At 68.2% G+C, this 18492-nt stretch carries 11 protein-coding genes and 1 pseudogene; 10 read left to right on the forward strand and 2 right to left on the reverse strand.

Annotated elements, in window-relative coordinates:
• From QRO03_RS01420 to QRO03_RS01450, 7 genes and pseudogenes are all read left to right on the forward strand, one after another.
• Positions 1–2514, forward strand: a complete 2514-nt coding sequence (locus QRO03_RS01420) for a bifunctional lysylphosphatidylglycerol flippase/synthetase MprF (RefSeq protein ID WP_285135738.1) — start codon at positions 1–3, stop codon at positions 2512–2514.
• Positions 2511–3812: an alpha/beta hydrolase gene (locus tag QRO03_RS01425; protein ID WP_285135740.1), complete on the forward strand. Its 1302-nt coding sequence runs from the start codon at positions 2511–2513 to the stop codon at positions 3810–3812. Before QRO03_RS01420 ends, QRO03_RS01425 begins: the two co-directional genes overlap by 4 nt.
• A 713-nt stretch (positions 3813–4525) precedes the next feature.
• Complete coding sequence (locus QRO03_RS01430) at positions 4526–5497, forward strand: ThiF family adenylyltransferase (RefSeq protein WP_285135741.1); 972 nt, start codon at positions 4526–4528, stop codon at positions 5495–5497.
• Between the two features lie 632 nt (positions 5498–6129).
• The gene (locus tag QRO03_RS01435) at positions 6130–6750 is read left to right on the forward strand and encodes a hypothetical protein (protein ID WP_285135742.1); all 621 of its coding nucleotides are present in this window, start codon (positions 6130–6132) and stop codon (positions 6748–6750) included.
• Positions 6747–7847: a JmjC domain-containing protein gene (locus QRO03_RS01440; RefSeq protein WP_285135743.1), complete on the forward strand. Its 1101-nt coding sequence runs from the start codon at positions 6747–6749 to the stop codon at positions 7845–7847. Before QRO03_RS01435 ends, QRO03_RS01440 begins: the two co-directional genes overlap by 4 nt.
• The gene (locus tag QRO03_RS01445) at positions 7844–9100 is read left to right on the forward strand and encodes an MFS transporter (protein WP_285135744.1); all 1257 of its coding nucleotides are present in this window, start codon (positions 7844–7846) and stop codon (positions 9098–9100) included. Before QRO03_RS01440 ends, QRO03_RS01445 begins: the two co-directional genes overlap by 4 nt.
• 87 nt (positions 9101–9187) lie before the next feature.
• A pseudogene (locus QRO03_RS01450) lies at positions 9188–9440 on the forward strand (IS30 family transposase); the annotation flags it as partial.
• A gap of 14 nt (positions 9441–9454) precedes the next feature.
• On the opposite strand, the gene QRO03_RS01455 reads toward QRO03_RS01450, so the two are convergent.
• Positions 9455–13144, reverse strand: coding sequence for a multifunctional oxoglutarate decarboxylase/oxoglutarate dehydrogenase thiamine pyrophosphate-binding subunit/dihydrolipoyllysine-residue succinyltransferase subunit (locus QRO03_RS01455; RefSeq protein ID WP_285135745.1), 3690 nt, complete (start codon positions 13142–13144; stop codon positions 9455–9457).
• Between the two features lie 171 nt (positions 13145–13315).
• Here QRO03_RS01455 and guaB1 point away from each other — a divergent pair, with 171 nt between their 5' ends.
• Positions 13316–14776: a GMP reductase gene (guaB1, locus tag QRO03_RS01460; RefSeq protein ID WP_285135746.1), complete on the forward strand. Its 1461-nt coding sequence runs from the start codon at positions 13316–13318 to the stop codon at positions 14774–14776.
• Here the strand turns inward: guaB1 and QRO03_RS01465 are convergent.
• Positions 14766–15800, reverse strand: a complete 1035-nt coding sequence (locus tag QRO03_RS01465; protein WP_285135747.1) for a glycoside hydrolase family 76 protein — start codon at positions 15798–15800, stop codon at positions 14766–14768. The genes guaB1 and QRO03_RS01465 overlap by 11 nt on opposite strands.
• 156 nt (positions 15801–15956) lie before the next feature.
• On the opposite strand from QRO03_RS01465, the gene QRO03_RS01470 reads away from it, so the two are divergent.
• Complete coding sequence (locus QRO03_RS01470; protein WP_285135748.1) at positions 15957–17297, forward strand: hemolysin family protein; 1341 nt, start codon at positions 15957–15959, stop codon at positions 17295–17297.
• A complete protein-coding gene (locus tag QRO03_RS01475; protein WP_285135749.1) occupies positions 17297–18352 on the forward strand; it encodes a hemolysin family protein in 1056 nt (351 codons plus the stop codon). The genes QRO03_RS01470 and QRO03_RS01475 overlap by 1 nt, the downstream gene beginning before the upstream one ends.
• Positions 18353–18492: the final 140 nt, after the last annotated feature.

The following is an 18492-nucleotide window of genomic DNA, read 5'->3' on the forward strand; positions in this document are numbered from 1 at the left end:
ATGTCCGATACAGCACCAGCCGCGCCCGGCGCAAAGACGCCCTCGCGCCTGCGGGCGGTGGGCCCGTACCTTCGCCGGTACCTCGCCCGCAATCCCGTCGCCGTGGTCGTCGCCGTCATCGTCGTCGCCGCGGCGGCGGCGACCGGATCGCTGTGGAACGACGGGGGAGCCCTCATCTGGGGCGCAGGGCCTCTGGCCACCTTCGCGAGCGGTCGCTGGTGGACGGTGGTCACCGCGCTCGTCGTACCGGATTCGGCCGTGGATGCGGCGGCATCCGTGCTGCTCGCGCTCACGGTGCTCGCGTACGCCGAGCGCCTACTGGGGTCTCGCCGTACGGCGCTGCTGCTGGCGGTGACCGGGCTCGCGGGGCTGCTCGTGGGTATCGGCCTGCACGCCGCGGCCTGGACGGTGACGGACCTCCGCCCCGTCGTAGCGGCCGAAGTGCCCGTGCTCGACCCGACCACGCCCATCGCCGGCGCGGTCATGGCGGCCTCGGCATTCGCGACCACGCTCTGGCGCCGCCGCCTGCGCCTGGTCGGCTTCGCGTTGCTCGCCCTCTTCGCCCTGTACGCCGGCGACGCCGACTCCTGGTACCGCCTCACCGCGGCCGCGATCGGCCTCGCCGTTGGTGCCGTCCTCGCGCGGGGCCGGGAGCGGCGTTCGTGGCATCGCAGCTCCACGAGGGAGAGCCGCACACTGCTGGCGCTTCTGGTCGCCGTGGTCGGCAGCGGGCCGATCGTCGCGTTGATCAGCGGCGGCGGGCGCGGCCCGCTGTCCCTCGTCGTCGACGCGTACACCCAGTACGACGACGAGGTGCTCGCGCAGTGCGGAACGGTCGCAGCGTCGGTGTGCGACGAGCAGGTGGCTCTCCTGATGACGCGCGGCGCGGGACCGGCTCTGCTGGCCATCACCCCCCTCGTCCTGTTGCTCGTAGCGGCGTGGGGGCTGCGACAGGGCCGCCGTGCGGCCTGGGTCGTCGCGGTGTTCGTGCTCGTGGCATCCGCCGTCCTTCCTCTCGTCTCGCTCGCCGACGGTCGCCTGCGCATCGACCCCTGGGTCGACGGCAGCGGTGCGGAGTACGTCCTGTGGGCGATAGCGAGCGTGGTCATCCCCCTCGTGCTTGCGGCGGCGCTGGTCGTCGCCCGCGCACGGTTCTCGGTGCGCGCGACACCCAGGGCCGCGAAGACCGTGGCGGTCGTGCTCTCGCTGGCGTTCGTCGCCTGCGCGACGACGCTCTTCGTCGTCGAGGCCGTCGGCAAACGGGCTTTCGATCGCGAGGTCTCCTTCTTCGACCTGCTCTCGGTGACCCTGCGACGTTTCCTCCCACCCGCCTTCACCCACCCGGGGGGCTCGACCGCGTTCCCCCACAGCGGACCCGCCCTCTTCGCGTACCAGTGGATCGGCGTGCTGTTCTGGGTCACCGTGGTCGCCTCCATCCTGTGGCTGTACCGCCGGGTGCAGCGCCCCGACCCGGGAGACGAGGGCCGGTACCGCGAGCTGTTGCGTCGCGGCAGCGACACCCTGGGATTCCTGGGCACCTGGGCCGGCAACCGTCACTGGTACTCCGATGATGGAGACTGCGCGGTCGCCTACCGGCTCTCCGGCGACGTCGCGCTCGCGGTCGCCGACCCCCTCGCGCCCGCCGGCAGGCGCCCCGAGGCCCTGAGGGGGTTCACCGACTACTGCGTCGAGCACGGGTGGATCCCCGCCTTCTACAGCGTGCATGCCGACACCCTGAACGACCTCGTCGACCTGGGCTGGCGGCACGTGCCGGTCGGCGTCGAGACCGTGATGGATCTGCCGGGTCTCACCTTCGCGGGCAAGACCTGGCAGAAGGTGCGCCAGCCCCTCACCCGCGCCGAGCGGGAGGGATACACGGCCGTCTGGTCGCGTTGGCACGAGCTCACCGTGTCGCAGGCGTCGCAGGTCGTCGCCATCGACGAGGAGTGGGTCGCGGATCGGGCGCTGCCCGAGATGGGGTTCACGCTGGGGTCGCTCGACGAACTGCGAGACCGCGACGTACGCCTTCTGCTCGCGGTGGGTCCCGACGAGCGCATCGAGGCGGTCACGAGCTGGATGCCGAGCTGGACCGACGGCGAGATCACGGGCTGGACCCTCGACTTCATGCGACGCCGCACCGACGGCCCCAACGGGATGATGGAGTTCCTCATCGCCAAGGCCGCCCTGCAGCTGCAGGAGGAGGGCGCCATCGTGCTGAGCCTGTCAGGTGCCCCCCTCGCCGACGACCCCGACGAGGCGGTGGAGGGCGACCCCGCGCCGCTGCGCGCCCTGCTGCGCTGGCTCGCCGAGGTGCTCGAGCCGGCGTACGGATTCGCGTCGTTGTTCCGCTTCAAGGGCAAGTTCCGCCCGAGATACCGCCCCCTGGCCCTCGCCTATCGCGACCCGCTGCAGCTGCCCGGCATCGGGGCCGCCGTCGGACGCGCCTACCTCCCCGACGCGTCGCGCCGGGAGATGGTCGCGCTGGCGCGGACCGCGTGGGAGGGCCGTCGGTGAACAAGTTCATCCTGTCGCTCGAACTGATCGACTCTCCGCTCCTGCCCGTCAGCGCCGCCGTCGCCGTGCTCGGACTCGTCGCCGTCATCGTGTGGCCGCACCGACGTGTCATCCTCACCCTGTCGATCGGGGTCGCGGCGGGGGTCGCGATGTTCGTGGTGGCGAAGGTCCTCGAAGCGATGGACGCCTTCCAGGGTCCGTTGCCGGGCGCGGCGATCTGGTGGGGGTCCGGCTCCGTCGCGGCGATCGCCGTCGGCATCGTGGGGATCTTCCGCAGTCCCTGGGTGCGCCGGGTCGCGGGCGTCGTGACGGTCGTGTCGGCACTTCTGGCCGGCATCCTCGGAGTCAACGCGGCGTACGGCGTGACGCACAACCTCGCCGCCATCCTGGGCGTTCAGGCACTCGACCCGGCGTCGCTGCCGCAGCAGAGTGCGGCCGCCGGCGATCCGGCGACTTTGGACCAGACATGGCAGCCGCCCGCCGACATGCCCGCGAAGGGATCGGTGAGCGCGCTGACCGGCAGCACCAAGATCCCGACCGGGCAGTACGCCGCGCGTGATGCGTCGCTCTACCTCCCCCCGGCGGCCCAGGTCGCCGACCCGCCTGCCCTGCCCCTGCTGGTGTTCATGATGGGTCAGCCGGGCTCGCCCGACCCCACCCCCCTGGCGAAAGCCCTCGACGCGTTCGCCGCCGCGAACAAGGGGCTCGCTCCGATCGCGATCGTGGTGGACCAGCTGACCGCGCCCGACCTCGACCCCACGTGCGTCGACTCCGCGAAGTACGGAGCGGTCGCGACCTACATCAACGACCTCGTGCCGCAATGGGCCGAGAAGAATCTCAACATCATCACGGACCATCGCTACTGGACGATCGGCGGCTTCTCGAACGGGGGGTCGTGTGCGGCGATGTACGGCTCACGGTATCCCGACACCTGGGGACAGATGCTCGACGTGATGGGCAACGAGTTCCCGGGCTCGGAGCACGTCGCCCAGACCGTCGCCGACGTGTACAACGGCGACGCGGCCGCGTTCGAGGCCGGCAAGCCGTCGGTGATCATGGGCGCCGCGCCCGCCGGGACGTACGCCGGACACACGGCGATCTTCACCTGGGGCAGTGCCGACACCACCTACGGCCCTGGACAGCTGTCGAACTCCCAGGCGGCGAACGCCGCCGGCTTCACGACCCTGACCTACGTCGTGGAGGGGGGCGGGCACACGGGCGAAACGCTCGACGCGAGCCTCGCGTGGGCGATCCCGGCACTCGCGCCCGCGCTCGGGCTGGCCGCGCCGCCGTCCTGATCGACGGGGAAGGCTCGAGGCGTCGCCGCGGTGGGGTGGCGGTGGGAGCTCGTAGATCGTCGTTGCCACGGTCGCCGTCCGCGATTGCGGAAGCGCAGGTCCCCGTCGCTACGGTCGCGGCCCGCGGCGGCGGAGGTGCATAGATCCCTGCCGCCACTCTCGCGGCCCGTGTCCGCGGCGGGTGGGCATATCCGCGCCGGCACTACGAAAGGGCCGGCCGACGTGCGGGTTCTAGCGGTGGTCGCAACACCGGCCCCCGGGTGGTCTGCGTGATGATCGTGGAGATACAGCGCGGCGAACGGAATGGAAGCTAGCTGAGCCGCGCTTTCGGGTGACGTTGTGGGCGAATCGACCATGGCATCACTGCCACCCGGATCCGGGCAGGCCAACACTCAGGCCGTGTGGCCGTCACTCGCACCAGGCCCACACCGAACGGGACGGCAGCGGTGGCGACCCTCATCATGCCTCGTTCGACCGGCTTGCAAGCGGCGCATTGACCGCAGACCCTCACCTCGGCCTTCGCTTTGCCGGGTTACGCTCGCTCCCGCGCCAAGCCGGCGCCCGACCACGAGGGGGGAGGTGCGCCATGGAGACCACTTCGTTCGAGATCGAGGAAAAGGCGATCGACATTGACACGTTGATCGTTCACCGCACCTGACATACCTCGTGGGGGCTGTCTCCAGCCGCCCCCGCGAGCTCTCAACGGAGACGACATGATCCACACCATCACGTCTGGCTGGGTTGCCCACCAACGCGACTCACGTGTCGTCCTACGGTCCGAGACCACCGAACTTGCGATTGATGTTGGCACCGAAGCCGAAGCTGCAGAGGTGGTGTTCCGCCTGACCGAGGGCTGGTCCTCGCAGTCGCGACCGTCCCTGGCGGCCCTACGTGAAGAGTTGATCCGGCGCTCGGTGATCCGACCGAAGGCTCGTCCAGTGCCGGACGATCAAAGCCGTCAGGTCGAGTATTGGAGATCACTCACGAACGAGCCAGTGATCGCGGTTGAGCGCATCGCTGCAGCAACCGTCGCGGTCGTGGGCATCGGCGGCATAGGGGCTGTCGCTGTAGAGCACCTTATTGCCGCAGGTGTGCGACAGCTCATCTTCGTCGACACGGACGAGGTTGAGCACTCGAACATGAATCGGCAGTTCATTTACAAGCGTTCCGACGTAGGCGCGTCCAAGGTCGAGGCGGCACGCGCGTATGTCCTTGAGCGCATGCCTGACGCCGAGGTGCACACGATCCGTGGTACCTGGACGGAAGATGCAGGTCCGATCCAGAACCGCGTCTATGCAGAAGCGGACTTTGTGCTGTCGGCGATCGACAAGCCGGACACGAGGACAGCGGTTTCCGTTTGCCAGTCAGCGTGGGACCGCGGAGTGCCATCGCTGTGGGCCACTGCAGGTCTGCATAGGTCCGTCGTGAGTCCCGTATTTTCACCCCGACAGTCACAGGGCTCGCCCACGTCGGCGCTCGTCCTGCAACCAGGCGAGCGGGGGAGCACTCCCCTGCTCGCGTCACACGGGCCGATCAATACACTGGCGGCGACCCTCGCCGCGGATCAGATCCTTCATCATCTCGCGGGCCTGAACGGGTTCGTCGAGTACGACAGGCCGATGGTTGTTGTGCGCCAGGCCACGGGCGCCATCGTGTCGAGCCGGGTTGCGCGGCTGAATCTCTGATGCGGCCCGTCCGGATCGAGATGGACACGAAGCCCGGCGTGTACCTCTTACCCAACGAATACACGGGGCTGCTGGTCTCCTCACAGCTCCATCGTCCGCTCTTCCGATGGAACGGAGCCCGGGTGGAGGGCGACCTTCTGACGTCAGCCGAGCGAACCGATGCGCTCGAATGGCGGCTTCGCCTAGCGGACGACGCGTCGTGGTGGGGTGGGGAGCGGGTGACCGCTGACGATGTCGGAGCAGCGATGATCAGCGCAGTCCGAAGCCATCGGCTGGCCTGGATGTCCAGTGTGTTCGCGCGAATAACCGTTGAGGGATCCAGCCATCTCCGACTGATGATGAGGCAGCCTGTCGCGCAACTGGCACCGATCCTGGCACACCCCGCCATCACTCCGCGCAATCATGCGCGCCCGTCTGGCAGTTTCCGTGTGACTGGGGCAGCGGGTCACCGGTTGACACTCTCACCGCGGCCTGGGACGAATCACTCTCCCATCGAGCTCGTCTCGACAAGTAGTCGTGAGCAGGGAAAGGCATTGTTCGAGCGTGGAGAGCTTGACATCGGGTGGGGAGTAGGTGTTCCAGAGGCGTTTTGGTCCGACAATGAGGAAGGACCATTTCTTCCGCCCAGCGTCATGAACGTAGTCGTTCTGCTCTGCGCCGGGCCAGGTATTTCGGCCGCACACGCGCAGCTAATCCTGCGGCAGGCCATGCTTCCCCGGGAGGCGGTGAAGGGCGTCTTGTCGTGCGGTTCTCGCTTCCGAGATCTCCAAGATGAAATTCCGCCCGCTGCTGAAGCGCCCTCGGCGCGGTACCCGCTGTACTACTCCGACTTCCCGCCAAATGCGGCGATTGCCGACTGTCTCTCGCGCTCAGCGGGTGGTGCTCTGGTTCCAACGCTCATCGCCTACGAGAATCTGGTCGACGCTGCTCTGCCGAACAAAGGCTTCTCCCTGCAGTTGCACGCGCCATCCTTTCCGGGCCGTCGGGGCCAGCTAGTGGAGGCCGCAGTCATCGCCAGTGGTCGGCTACCCGCAGATCCGGAGACACGCGAGCTGTCTCACCGGTTCTGGCAAGGAGACAGTGACGACGCCGTTCCGGCTCTCGAGACAGAGGCACTCATCGACACACTTCTGCGTCGTCGCGTCATTGGACGTATGCGATCTCGCTTCCGGAGCCACCACGCCTTCGACCTAGCTCCCACCGGCATCTTCGACTTCGCCGACGCGATCCACACGACGGGAACCCGCTCATGACCGACCTCAGCACTGACATCGCCGACCAGTCGACCAACAGGTTCTCGGACACGTTCGCTCTCCGATCCACGTCGCCAGGACTGTCTTACAGCCTTCTCGACCCCGAGGCGGTCGGCACCTTTCTCAGCCATCCAATCGTGTGTTTCCCGCAGCTACGAGTGGCGCTGAGCGGCAAGGGATTCCCGTTGTCGGCCTACGTTGAAGACCGCCGTCTTGGCACCCAATCGGTCAATGATGGCGTGAGTGCGAGCGCCGTTGCGGTGCTGATTGGCAGGGGCGCCACTGCGACCATTGACTCTCTGAAGAATTTTTCCGCTCCCGTTTGGAGGATCTGCGAACGTCTGACCGCAGACACGTCCCTGACTGCAACTGCGACCGCGTACGACACCCCGCCGGGGAAGCCGGGGCTCACCCCGCACACTGACGAAGAAGACGTCATAGTGCTTCAGACCTCCGGGACCAAGCGGTGGGTCGTTCATGGTGCACAGAAGTTGGACGTGGCGGCGGGGGCGGGTTTCCCGTTCAAGGATCAGGTGGCAGCGGTGGAACCGTTCTTGATGGCTCCGGGAGACGCGTTCTTCATGCCCGCAGGTACACCCCATGTAGCGACCGCCACCGACCAGCTGTCCGTGCACACCACCTTTTCCGTCGAGCGCCCCCACATGAAGGACGCGCTGGCGGACGTCATGACGAACAGCGCGAAGACGAGCCCCGAGCCGCAGACCCTTGTCCCGTGGGGGTTCACGGATGCGCACGCGGCGCGCCTTCTCGGCGCCACGTCATGGGGTCTCACGGCGGTTCTTCGCGAGCCCAGTAACAAGCTCTCTCCGTTCGCGACCTGGGGGCGCCTGTCGTCACCCGTGGTGGATGTCTCCTTGAACACCACCCTGGAGACGGACGAGACGAACGACCGCTTCGCCCTACGCTTTCCGGAGTTCACGATGAAGGTAGGTGGTGAAGTGGGGCAGCAGCTCGTACGGCTCTCGCTGGATTCCCCCACTCGAATGCAGCTTGACGATACCCGCGAGATGCGCGAGGTCCTGTTTCACCTCATTGGTCGGGGAGCCCTGATCGTGCAAGCAGTGAGCGATCGATGACTGGCGCGCTCGACACGCATCGACTATGGAACCGCGATTTTTCGGTGTTGTGGTGGACGGAGTCTGTCTCGTTCTTCGGCAGCCAGCTCACCCTGTTCGCGATGCCAATAGTCGCTTTAGAGATGCTTGGGGCCAGTGCGTCCGAGGTCGCCTGGCTAAACGCCGCCGCCGGACTTGGAACGCTCGTATTCCTTGGCCTATTCGGACCTATCACCGACGTGATCCGGCGAACCACGCTGATGTCCTGGGCGTCGTGGTTGCGTGCAGCCACCCTCGGCGTGGTCGTCGCCCTGTTCATGACCCAGAGTTTGTCGGTGACGGCGCTGGCTGTCGCCGGTCTCATCGTGACGGGCTTATCGGGACTGTACGACAGTGCATTCGCAGCCCTTCTCCCGAATGTGGTCAGCCGTCGACATCTCACCCCTGCGAACTCTTGGGTAGCGGGCATTCGCTCCGCGGGCGACATCGGCGCGGGCGCTGTCGCAGGCGTTGTGCTGCAGCTCCTGTCACCTCTCTGGCTTTTCGTCGGCGACTTGGTGACCTATGTGCTTTCCGCAATCGGCATACGAGCAGTCCGCGAAGCAGGTTTTGCCGCGGACGAAGAGCATCTCTCATGGCGGACCTACGTCCAGAGCCTAGGAAGCGGCTTTGTGCTTCTACGCCGAGAACCAGTGATGTGGCCGGTGACGCTGTCGATCGCGCAGTTCAATCTGTTCACGACCGCAATCCAGGCCGTCTACATCACTCATGCCCTGCGCTCAGGGGCGATGACAGCAGCGGAGGTGGGAATCGCGGGGGCAATAGGTGGAGTCACCGGGCTGTCGGCGACTCTCGTCGCGCCCCGAATCTGGGCGGGCGCGCGGCCAATAAGGATCTTGGCGGTCACGTTTGCTCTGCCGCTGTTGTCGGCCTGCGGGATAGCAATTCTCAACCCCGGCCTCGGTCTGTTTAACATCGTTCTGCTCGCAGCCTCGTTAGGGTTTTGGGCTGCGTGCGTCATGGTAAACATCACGGGGACCGAAACTCTCAAACAGGTGCGGCTACCGAACGAAACCGTCGGCCGCGTCTCCGCGGCCAGCCGGCTTCTCACCTGGGGAGTGGATCCGGTCGGCGCCGCTCTCGCAGCAGTTCTCGCCATTTTCTTCCCGACCGCGGTCGTCCTCGCGGTCGCGGCAGTGGGGGTGGCGACCTCCGCCATATGGGTGGTCGGGTCACGGCCGGTCAAAGAACTCGATCTCCTGGCCGACGCTTAAAGCCGTGGCGTCTCGGGTCCGTGGGCCGTTACGACGTCCTCAGGGCCTCCGACCTCGCGGGCGATCTGATTGAGAACACCGCCAGAGACCTGGGACCAGGGGGCAGAGGATGGCCACCCATAAACAGTTCAAGATCGCGACCGGTGTCCCGGTCTACTTCTGCGACCCCGCCTCGCCCTGGCAGCGCGGCTCGAACCAATACACCAACGGGCGGCTACGCCAATACTTCCTAAAGGGCACCGACCTGAGCGTCGACGGGCTCGCAGACTTCGAGCACGTTGCCCAGCAGGTCAACGGCCGCCTACGGAAATCGCTCGGCTGGAAAACTCCAGCCGAGCGATCTGTGGCGGGGGATCAGCTGCCGAGCGCTTCCTTCATGATCGCGGCGTGCTCGTTGGCGTGCACCTTCGGCGAACCGGTCGCCGTCGAGGCGGCGGACGCACGCGAGATGCGGCGGACCGGGCGACCGAGCTGGTCGGCGACCTCGAGGGCGATGAACGGCCACGCCCCCTGGTTCTCGGGCTCGTCCTGCACCCAGGCCAGTTCGGCGTTCGGGTACTGCGCGAGAACCGTGTTGAGCTCGTCGATCGGGGCGGGGTAGTACTGCTCCACCCGCACCAAGGCGATCTCGGGGTTCGGGTTCTTGTCGAGCTCGGCGCGCAGGTCCCAGTGGATCTTGCCGGCGTGCAGGAGCACGCGCTTCACGGCACCGCGGTCGATGCCGCGATCGTCGTCGAGCACGGGCTCGAACCGGCCCTCGAGGAAGTTCTCGACCGGGCTCGTCGCACCGCGCAGGCGCAGCATGGCCTTCGGCGTGAAGACCACGAGCGGACGGCGCGGGCGCTGGTAGGCCTGACGACGCAGCAGGTGGAAGTACGACGCGGGGGTCGACGGGCGCGCGACGATCATGTTGTCTTGCGCGCACATCTGCAGGTAGCGCTCGATACGTGCCGAGGAGTGGTCGGGGCCCTGGCCCTCGTAGCCGTGGGGGAGCAGCAGCACGACGCTCGACTGCTGCGCCCACTTCTGGTCGGCCGACGAGATGAACTCGTCGATGACCGACTGAGCGCCGTTCGCGAAGTCGCCGAACTGGGCCTCCCACAGCACGAGCGCGTCGGGGCGCTCGACCGAGTAGCCGTATTCGAACGCCATGGCCGCGTACTCGCTGAGCAGCGAGTCGTACACCCAGAAGCGTCCCTGGTTCTCGCTGAGGTTCGCCAGCGGCAGCCACTCCTGGCCGTTGCTGCGGTCGTGCAGTACCGAGTGACGCTGCACGAAGGTGCCGCGGCGCGAGTCCTGCCCGGCGAGACGCACGGGCGTGCCTTCCATCAGCACGGAGCCGAAGGCGAGCAGTTCGCCGAAGGCCCAGTCGATGTTGCCGTTGCGGCTCATGTCGAGGCGCTTGTCGAGCAGCTGCTGCAGCTTGGTGTGCACCGTGAAGCCGTCGGGCTTGTTCACGAAGGCGTCGCCGATGTGCTGCACGATCTCGCGCGACACGCCGGTCGTCTCGGGGGCGCCCACGGCGGGCTCGTCGGACGCGTCGACGGTCACGACCGGGTTGGCACCCGTCTCGGCCTCGTGCGTGTCGGCGAAGGCCACCTCGAGGCGGTTCTGGAAGTCCTGCTTCGCCTGCTCGTACTCGTCTTCGGTGATGTCGCCACGACCGACCAGGGACTCGGTGTACAGCCGGCGCACCGAGCGCTTCGCCTCGATGAGGTTGGTCATCAGCGGCTGCGTCATCGAGGGGTCGTCGCCCTCGTTGTGGCCGCGCCGGCGGTAGCAGACGAGGTCGATGACGATGTCGCGGTGGAACTCTTCACGGTACTGGAACGCGAGTTCGGCGGCGCGGACGACGGCCTCGGGGTCGTCTCCGTTCACGTGCAGGATGGGTGCCTGGATCGTCTTGGCCACGTCGGTGGCGTACACCGAGGTGCGCGCGTCGTTGGGCGTGGTGGTGAAGCCGACCTGGTTGTTGACCACGACGTGGATCGTGCCGCCCGTGCGGTACCCGCGCAGCTGCGACATCTGCAGCGTCTCGACCACGACGCCCTGGCCCGCGAACGCGGCGTCGCCGTGCACGAGGATGGGCAGCCACGAGAAGGTGCCGATGGGCTTGCGGTCCTGCTTGGCGCGGACGATGCCCTCGAGCACGCCGTCGACGGTCTCGAGGTGCGAGGGGTTGGCCGCGAGGTACACGGGCAGCTCGTCACCGGCGTCACCGACGAAGGTTCCCTCGGTGCCGAGGTGGTACTTCACGTCGCCCGAGCCGCGCTTGCTGCCGATGGCGACCGCGCCCTCGAACTCGCGGAACACGTGACCGTAGGTCTTGCCCGCGATGTTGGTGAGCACGTTCAACCGACCACGGTGGGCCATGCCGATCGCCGCCCCGTCGAGGCCGACCGTCGCCGCGCCCTGCAGGATCTGGTCGAGAAGCGGGATGAGCGACTCTCCACCTTCGAGGCTGAAGCGCTTCTGACCGACGTACTTGGTCTGGAGGAACGTCTCGAACGCCTCGGCCTGGTTCAGCTTCGAGAGGATGCGCAGCTGCTCGTCGTGACCGGGCTTGGTGTACTTGACCTCGACGTTGCGCTGGAACCACTGGCGCTGCACGGGGTCTTGGATGTGCATGTACTCCACGCCGATCGTGCGGCAGTAGGAGTCGCGCAGCACACCGAGGATGTCGCGGAGCTTGGCGACGCGCTTGCCGCCGAGGCCACCGGTGACGAACTCCCGGTCGAGATCCCAGAACGTCAGTCCGTGCTGCTCGATCTCGAGGTCGGGGTGCGTGCGCTGGACGTATTCGAGCGGGTCGATGTCGGCCATGAGGTGGCCGCGCACACGGAAGGAGTTGATGAGCTCCTGCACGCGGGCGCTCTTGTCGATGCGCTCGGAGATGTCGACGCTGATGTCGGCCGCCCAGTGGATGGGGGCGTAAGGGATGCGCAGCGCCGAGAAGATGTCGTCGTAGAAGCCGCGCTGCCCGATGAGCAGCTCGTGCACCTTCTTGAGGAATTCGCCCGAGCCCGCACCCTGGATGACGCGGTGGTCGTAGGTGCTGGTCAGGGTGATCGTCTTGCCGATCGCCAGTTCGTTGAGCGTCTTCTCGCTCGCACCCTGGAACTCGGCGGGGTAGTCGAGCGCGCCGGCGCCGATGATGGCGCCCTGGCCGCGCATGAGGCGGGGAACGGAGTGGACCGTGCCGATGCCGCCGGGGTTGGTCAGCGAGACCGTCGTGCCCTGGAAGTCGCCGGGGGTGAGCTTGTTGCCGCGGGCGCGGCGCACGAGGTCTTCGTACGAGGCGAGGAACTCGCCGAACGTGAGCGTGTCGGCGCGCTTGATGCTCGGCACCAGCAGCGCACGCGACCCGTCGGGCTTGGGCATGTCGATCGCGATGCCGAGGTTGACGTGCGCGGGCGCGACGACCGACGGCTTGCCGTCGATCTCGGCGTAGTACACGTTCTGGCTCGGGAACTCCTTCAAGGCCTGGATCAGTGCCCAGCCGATGAGGTGCGTGAAGCTGACCTTGCCGCCGCGTGTGCGGGACATGTGGTTGTTGATGACGATGCGGTTGTCGATCATCAGCTTCGCGGGGATGGTGCGCACGCTCGTGGCGGTGGGGACCGTCAGGGAGTCGTCCATGTTGGACGCGAGCGCCTTCGGCATCCCCTTCAGGACCGTCACGCGGTCTTCTTCGGTGCTTTCCGAGCTCGCCGACGGGACGGCGTTCGGCGCCTGCGCCGGGATCGGCTGCGGCTTCGCGGGCTTCGCCGTGGTGCGCGCCACCGGTGCCTGACCGACGATCGGGATCGGGGCCGTCACGGGCTTGGGCTCGGAGGCCGCCTGCGCCGGGGGCGCCGAGGGCGGGGGAGCGGCGGCGGAAGACTCGTCGACGACCGGGTGGTACGCCTCCAGGATCGGCCACCAGGCCTTGTCTACGGAGTGCTTGTCGACTTTGAACTGTTCGTAGAGTTCGTCTACGAGCCACTCGTTCGCGCCGAACTCGCCCTCGCTCGAAGTACCGACGCCCGTCACCTGGCTCGACACAGTCGATCGCCTGCTTTCCTCGATGAAGATTCCTGTGGATGCATAGACGTCACCGTCTGCGCTCGAGCCAGCCTAGCCGAGGTTGCCGGGGGCAGCCCGGGCCTTTACGGGGCCTTTACTTTCACATCCCTCTCGGGTCCTTCCTCCGAAGGGTGTGATGAGGTGGATGCCATGGAGTTCTCCGGTGCCCAGCCCGATGTCGACCTGACGTACTCGGACGTGTTCCTCGTCCCCCGTCATTCCGAGGTGCGCAGCCGCCTCGACGTGGATCTCGCCCCCGCCGACGGAAGCGGGGCGACCCTGCCCCTGGTCTCGGCCAACATGAACTCGGTGACGGGAACGCGCCTGGCCGCGGCCCTCGCGCGCCGGGGCGGGCTCGGTGTCCTCCCGCAGGATCTCGCCCTGCCCGATCTGCTCGCCGCGGTCGAGTGGGTCAAGTCGCGGCCGGTCGCCTGGGACGCGCCCCTCGTCCTGCCTCCCGGCGCGACGGTCGCCGACGCACGCCTCCTTCTGCCGCCGGTACCCGGCCACGGCATCGTCGTCGCCGAGACCCGTGAGGGCGGCGTCGTCGACCTCGCGGACTTCCGCGGTATCGTGCCCGCCCCCCGCCTGGCGACAGCGCTCCTGGATGCCACGCTCGGCGACATCACGCGCGGCGAGAGCCCCGTGATCGAGGCGCACCGCGTGGGCGACCCGCGGACGGTGTTCGCCCTCATCGAAGAGTCCGGCACCGACGTCGTCGCGGTCGTCGACGGAGACCGCGTGGTGGGGACCCTCTCGCTGCGCAGCGCCCTCAGGGACTCCGTCTATCGTCCGGGCGTCGATGCCGACGGACGGCTCATCGTCGCCGCGGCCGTCGGCATCAACGGCGACGTCGCCGGCAAGGCGCGCGCGCTCGCGGACGCCGGCGTCGACGTCCTCGTCGTCGACACAGCCCACGGGCACCAGGCGCAGATGCTCCGCGCCCTCCGCGAGGTGGCCGCCCTCGACCTCGGCATCCCGATCGCCGCCGGCAACGTCGTGACCGCCGAGGGGGTGCGCGACCTCACCGAGGCGGGCGCGACGATCCTCAAGGTCGGCGTGGGGCCGGGTGCCATGTGCACGACGCGCATGATGACCGCGGTGGGGCGCCCGCAGTTCTCCGCGGTGCTCGAGACCGCCGAGGCGGCGCGCGGTGCCGGGGCGCACGTCTGGGCCGACGGAGGGGTGCGCTACCCCCGCGACGTCGCCCTGGCGCTCGCGGCGGGCGCGGCATCCGTCATGATCGGGTCGTGGTTCGCCGGCACCATCGAGTCTCCCGGCCGGCTCCGGACAGACGAGGCGGGCCTGCTCTACAAGGAGTCGTGGGGCATGGCATCCACCAAGGCGGTGCAGGGCCGATTCGGACGCCTCGATCCCTTCGAGCGCGCCCGCAAGGAACTGTTCGCCGAGGGGATCTCGTCGTCGCGCATCTACCTCGATCCGCAGCGCCCGGGCCTGGAAGACCTCCTCGACATGATCACGTCGGGAGTGCGCTCCTCGTTCACGTACGCCGGAGCGTCGACGGTCGCGCAGTTCCACGAGCGCGCCCGGGTCGGCCTGCAGTCCGCGGCCGGCTACGAGGAGGGGAAGGCGCTCCCCGTCAGCTGGTGACGGGGCCGGAAACGGTGACATCGGCCTCGAGGGTGATCCACGCCCCCAGTTGCACCGAGAGGTCGAGGTCCTCCCCGGTCGCGCGAGCGGCGCGTCGGGGATCCGCGGCGAACAGCCCCGCGCGTCGACCGTCCCACAGGGCGTCGGCGTTGCGGCGGACGAGGTGGCGCGCGGCGTGGGACACGGCGCGGTGCTCGTCGTTCGCCCCGTCCGCGGAGAACCACACCGCCGCATCCGCCAGATAGCGGGCGAGGATGCCGGCGAACAGCCCGCCGTCGCCGCCGCCCGCGGAGGGGAAGAGACCTCCGTCCGCCGCGCACCAGCGCGCGACGGCGCGAATGAGGGATGCTGCTCGCGCCTCGTGCGCGTCGCGGGCGTCGGCGTCGGGGGCCCCTTCGGCCAGGGCCAGCGCGGAACCGATCGCGACACCCTGGTTGTAGGTCCACAGTTCGGAGCGCACCGCACCCTGCTCGACACCGTCGCGCACCAATCCCGTACTCGGGTCGTCGAGTCTGGCCGCGACCCACGCGTCGAGGTCGACCGCCGACCCCCGGCGCTCGGACCATGCCAGTGCGATCGCCGCGGGTCCGTTGGCGGGGGCGTTGTAGAGCGCGCTGCCGACCGCCCAGGGCAGTGCCCCGACCGCGGGGTCGACCGCGTCGTCGAGACGCCGGACGAGCCGGTCGATGCGTCGATCGTGGATGTCGTACCTCTGCAGGGCGAGGGTCATCCAGGCGACGTCGTCGTAGAACGGCGTGGTCCAGCGCCCGAGCGTCCGAAGCGCGATGCCGCGGTGGAGGGCCCGGAGGAGCCGCCCCCGGCGGGGATCGGGGCGGTGCTGCTCCGCGTCGCGCAGGACGTGGAGCAGGTGCGCGTGCCACCAGTAGTGCCAGGTGCGGGAGCCCGTCACCTCCGCCGTCGCGGCGTGCGCCCACGCGACCGGTCCGTAGCGATGGACATAGCGGCGGACCACGTCCGATTCGGCCGACATGGCGCGTGCCTGCGCGGGAGATCTCGCATCCATACCCCCATCCTCCACAGGTCGCCGGATGCGGGGGATACGAGTGCCGCTCACGCCTGGCTGCCATAGAATCATCGGCACGATGGACGACCCTCCCAGTTGTAGACCCTGGCCCCGCAACCCCTCTTCCGCCGAGCGATCGAGCGGGGGTGACGACTGATGGAATTCGTCATGCTGGGCGTGGGGCTTCTGCTCACGGTGGGCACCGGACTCTTCGTCGCGAGTGAGTTCGCCCTGGTCAACCTCGACCGCGCCGACCTCGAAGCACGCCGCGACGCGGGCGAATCGCGTCTCTCGCTGACCATCGACGCGCTGCGCATCACCTCGACCCACCTGTCGAGCGCGCAACTGGGCATCACGCTGACCACGCTGCTCACCGGGTACACCATGGAACCGGCGATCTCGAACCTGCTGCGTCCCGTCTTCCAGACATGGGGACTACCCGAGGCGCTGATCGTCTCGCTCGCCGCGGTCATCGGCGTCGCCTTCGCCACGGTGCTGTCGATGATCCTCGGCGAACTCGTGCCGAAGAACTTCGCGCTCGCGATTCCGCGACAGACCGCCAAGCTCGTCATTCCGTTCCAGGTGGCCTTCACCGCCGTGTTCAAGCCCGCGATCGTGGTGCTCAACGGCAGCGCCAACGGAGTGCTTCGTGCCATGGGGGTCGAGCCCAAGGAGGAGCTGTCGGGTGCGCGCTCGGCCGAGGAGCTGTCGAGCCTCGTCCGTCGCTCGGCCAACGCCGGGATGCTCGAGAAGGACACCGCGTCGCTCCTCGATCGCAGCTTGACCTTCGCGCGCCTCAGCGCGGCCGACGTCATGACCCCCCGCCCGAGCGTGCACGCGCTCGCCGCGGGCGATCCCGCCGACGACGTCGTGCAGCTCGCCCGACGCACCGGCCACAGCCGCTTCCCCGTCTACGACGAGTCGATGGACGACATCGTCGGCGTCGTCCACCTCAAGGCGGCCATCGGCGTGCCCCGCGAGAAGCGGGGTGAGGTGCCGGTCGCGGCGCTGTCGACCGAACCTCTGCGTGTTCCCGAGACCGTCCACCTCGACACCCTCGTCTCAGAACTGCGCTCGCGGGGCTACCAGATGGCGATCGTCGTCGACGAGTACGGCGGTACCGCGGGTGTCGTCACCCTCGAAGACCTCGTCGAGGAGATCGTCGGCGAGGTGCTCGACGAGCACGACCGCTCGCGCGCGGGCGTGGTGCGCTCCGCGGCATCCCTCACCTTCCCCGGAGACCTCCGACCCGACGAAGTGCTCGACCGCGCCGGCGTGCGCGTGCCCGAGGGCGAGGTCTATGACACCGTGGGCGGGTTCATCATGGCCGCCCTCGAGCGCATTCCCGTCGTGGGCGACACCGTCGACCTCGACGACGGCATCCTCGCCGTGCAGCGCATGGACGGCCGCCGCGTCGACCGGGTGCAGTTCACCCCCACTCCGCAGGAGCAGAACGTCGACGACCTCGTCCGCGCGGCGAAGGGCGGTGACCAGTGATGAGCGACTGGGCCGGAATCGCCTGGCTGGTGGTGCTCCTCATCGCCAACGCCTTCTTCGTCGGTGCGGAGTTCGCCGTCATCTCGGCGCGCCGCTCGCAGATCGAGCCGCACGCCGACCGCGGGTCGCGCGCCGCCAAGACGGCGCTCTACGCCATGGAGCACGCCACGCTCATGCTGGCGACGTGTCAGCTCGGCATCACGATCTGCTCGCTGCTGATCCTGAACGTGTCGGAGCCGGCCATCCACCACCTGTTGGCCGGTCCCCTCGGTCTCACCGGGCTCCCCGAGGCCGCGGTCGACGTCGCATCCTTCATCGTGGCGCTGCTGATCGTGTCGTACCTGCACGTCGTGTTCGGCGAGATGGTGCCGAAGAACCTCGCGTTCTCGTTGCCCGATCGCGCGGTGCTCATGCTGGCTCCGCCCCTGGTGGCGGTGTCGAAGGCGTTCTACCCGATCATCGTCGCGCTGAACTGGACCGCGAACCACGTGCTGCGCCTGTTCCGGGTGGAGCCGAAAGACGAGGCCGCCTCGACGTACACGCTCGACGAGGTCGCCACTATCGTGACGCAGTCGCGTCGCGAGGGCGTGCTCGACGACTCCGCCGGCACCGTCCGCGCGGTGGTCGAGTTCACCGAGAAGAAGGCCGCCGACATCGCGGTGCCGATGGGCGCATTGGTGACGCTGCCGGAGACGACGACTCCGGCCGAGATCGAGCGTGCCGTCGCGCAGCACGGCTATTCGCGCTACGTCATCGTCGATGACACGGGCAACCCGACGGGCTACGTGCACCTGAAAGACGTGCTGCGCGCGGCGGAGGGATCGGATGCCGACATGCTCCGACCCATTCCGCAGAAGCGCATCCATCACATGGTGTCGGTGCTGGAGACGACGGATCTCGAAGACGCGCTCGCCCTCATGCGCCGCTCGGGGCGACACCTCGCCCAGGTGCGCGACGAGCGCGGCGACGTCAAGGCGGTGCTGTTCCTCGAGGACGTCATCGAAGAGCTCGTCGGCGAAGTGCAGGACGCCACCGAGCGTCGCCGCTTCGTCTAGCCGGAGACACCGGATGCCGCGCGGCCCCGGCCCCGCGGTATCCGGTGTTCTGCGTCGTCGCGGGATCGGGTCGATCCGCGGGTGCGTCCGCGCTCACGACGAGACGTGGTCGCTCGCGAACAGCGGAGATCGTCACCTCG

It is taken from the genome of Microbacterium sp. lyk4-40-TSB-66, from assembly GCF_030209475.1.
Classification (GTDB): Bacteria; Actinomycetota; Actinomycetes; order Actinomycetales; family Microbacteriaceae; genus Microbacterium.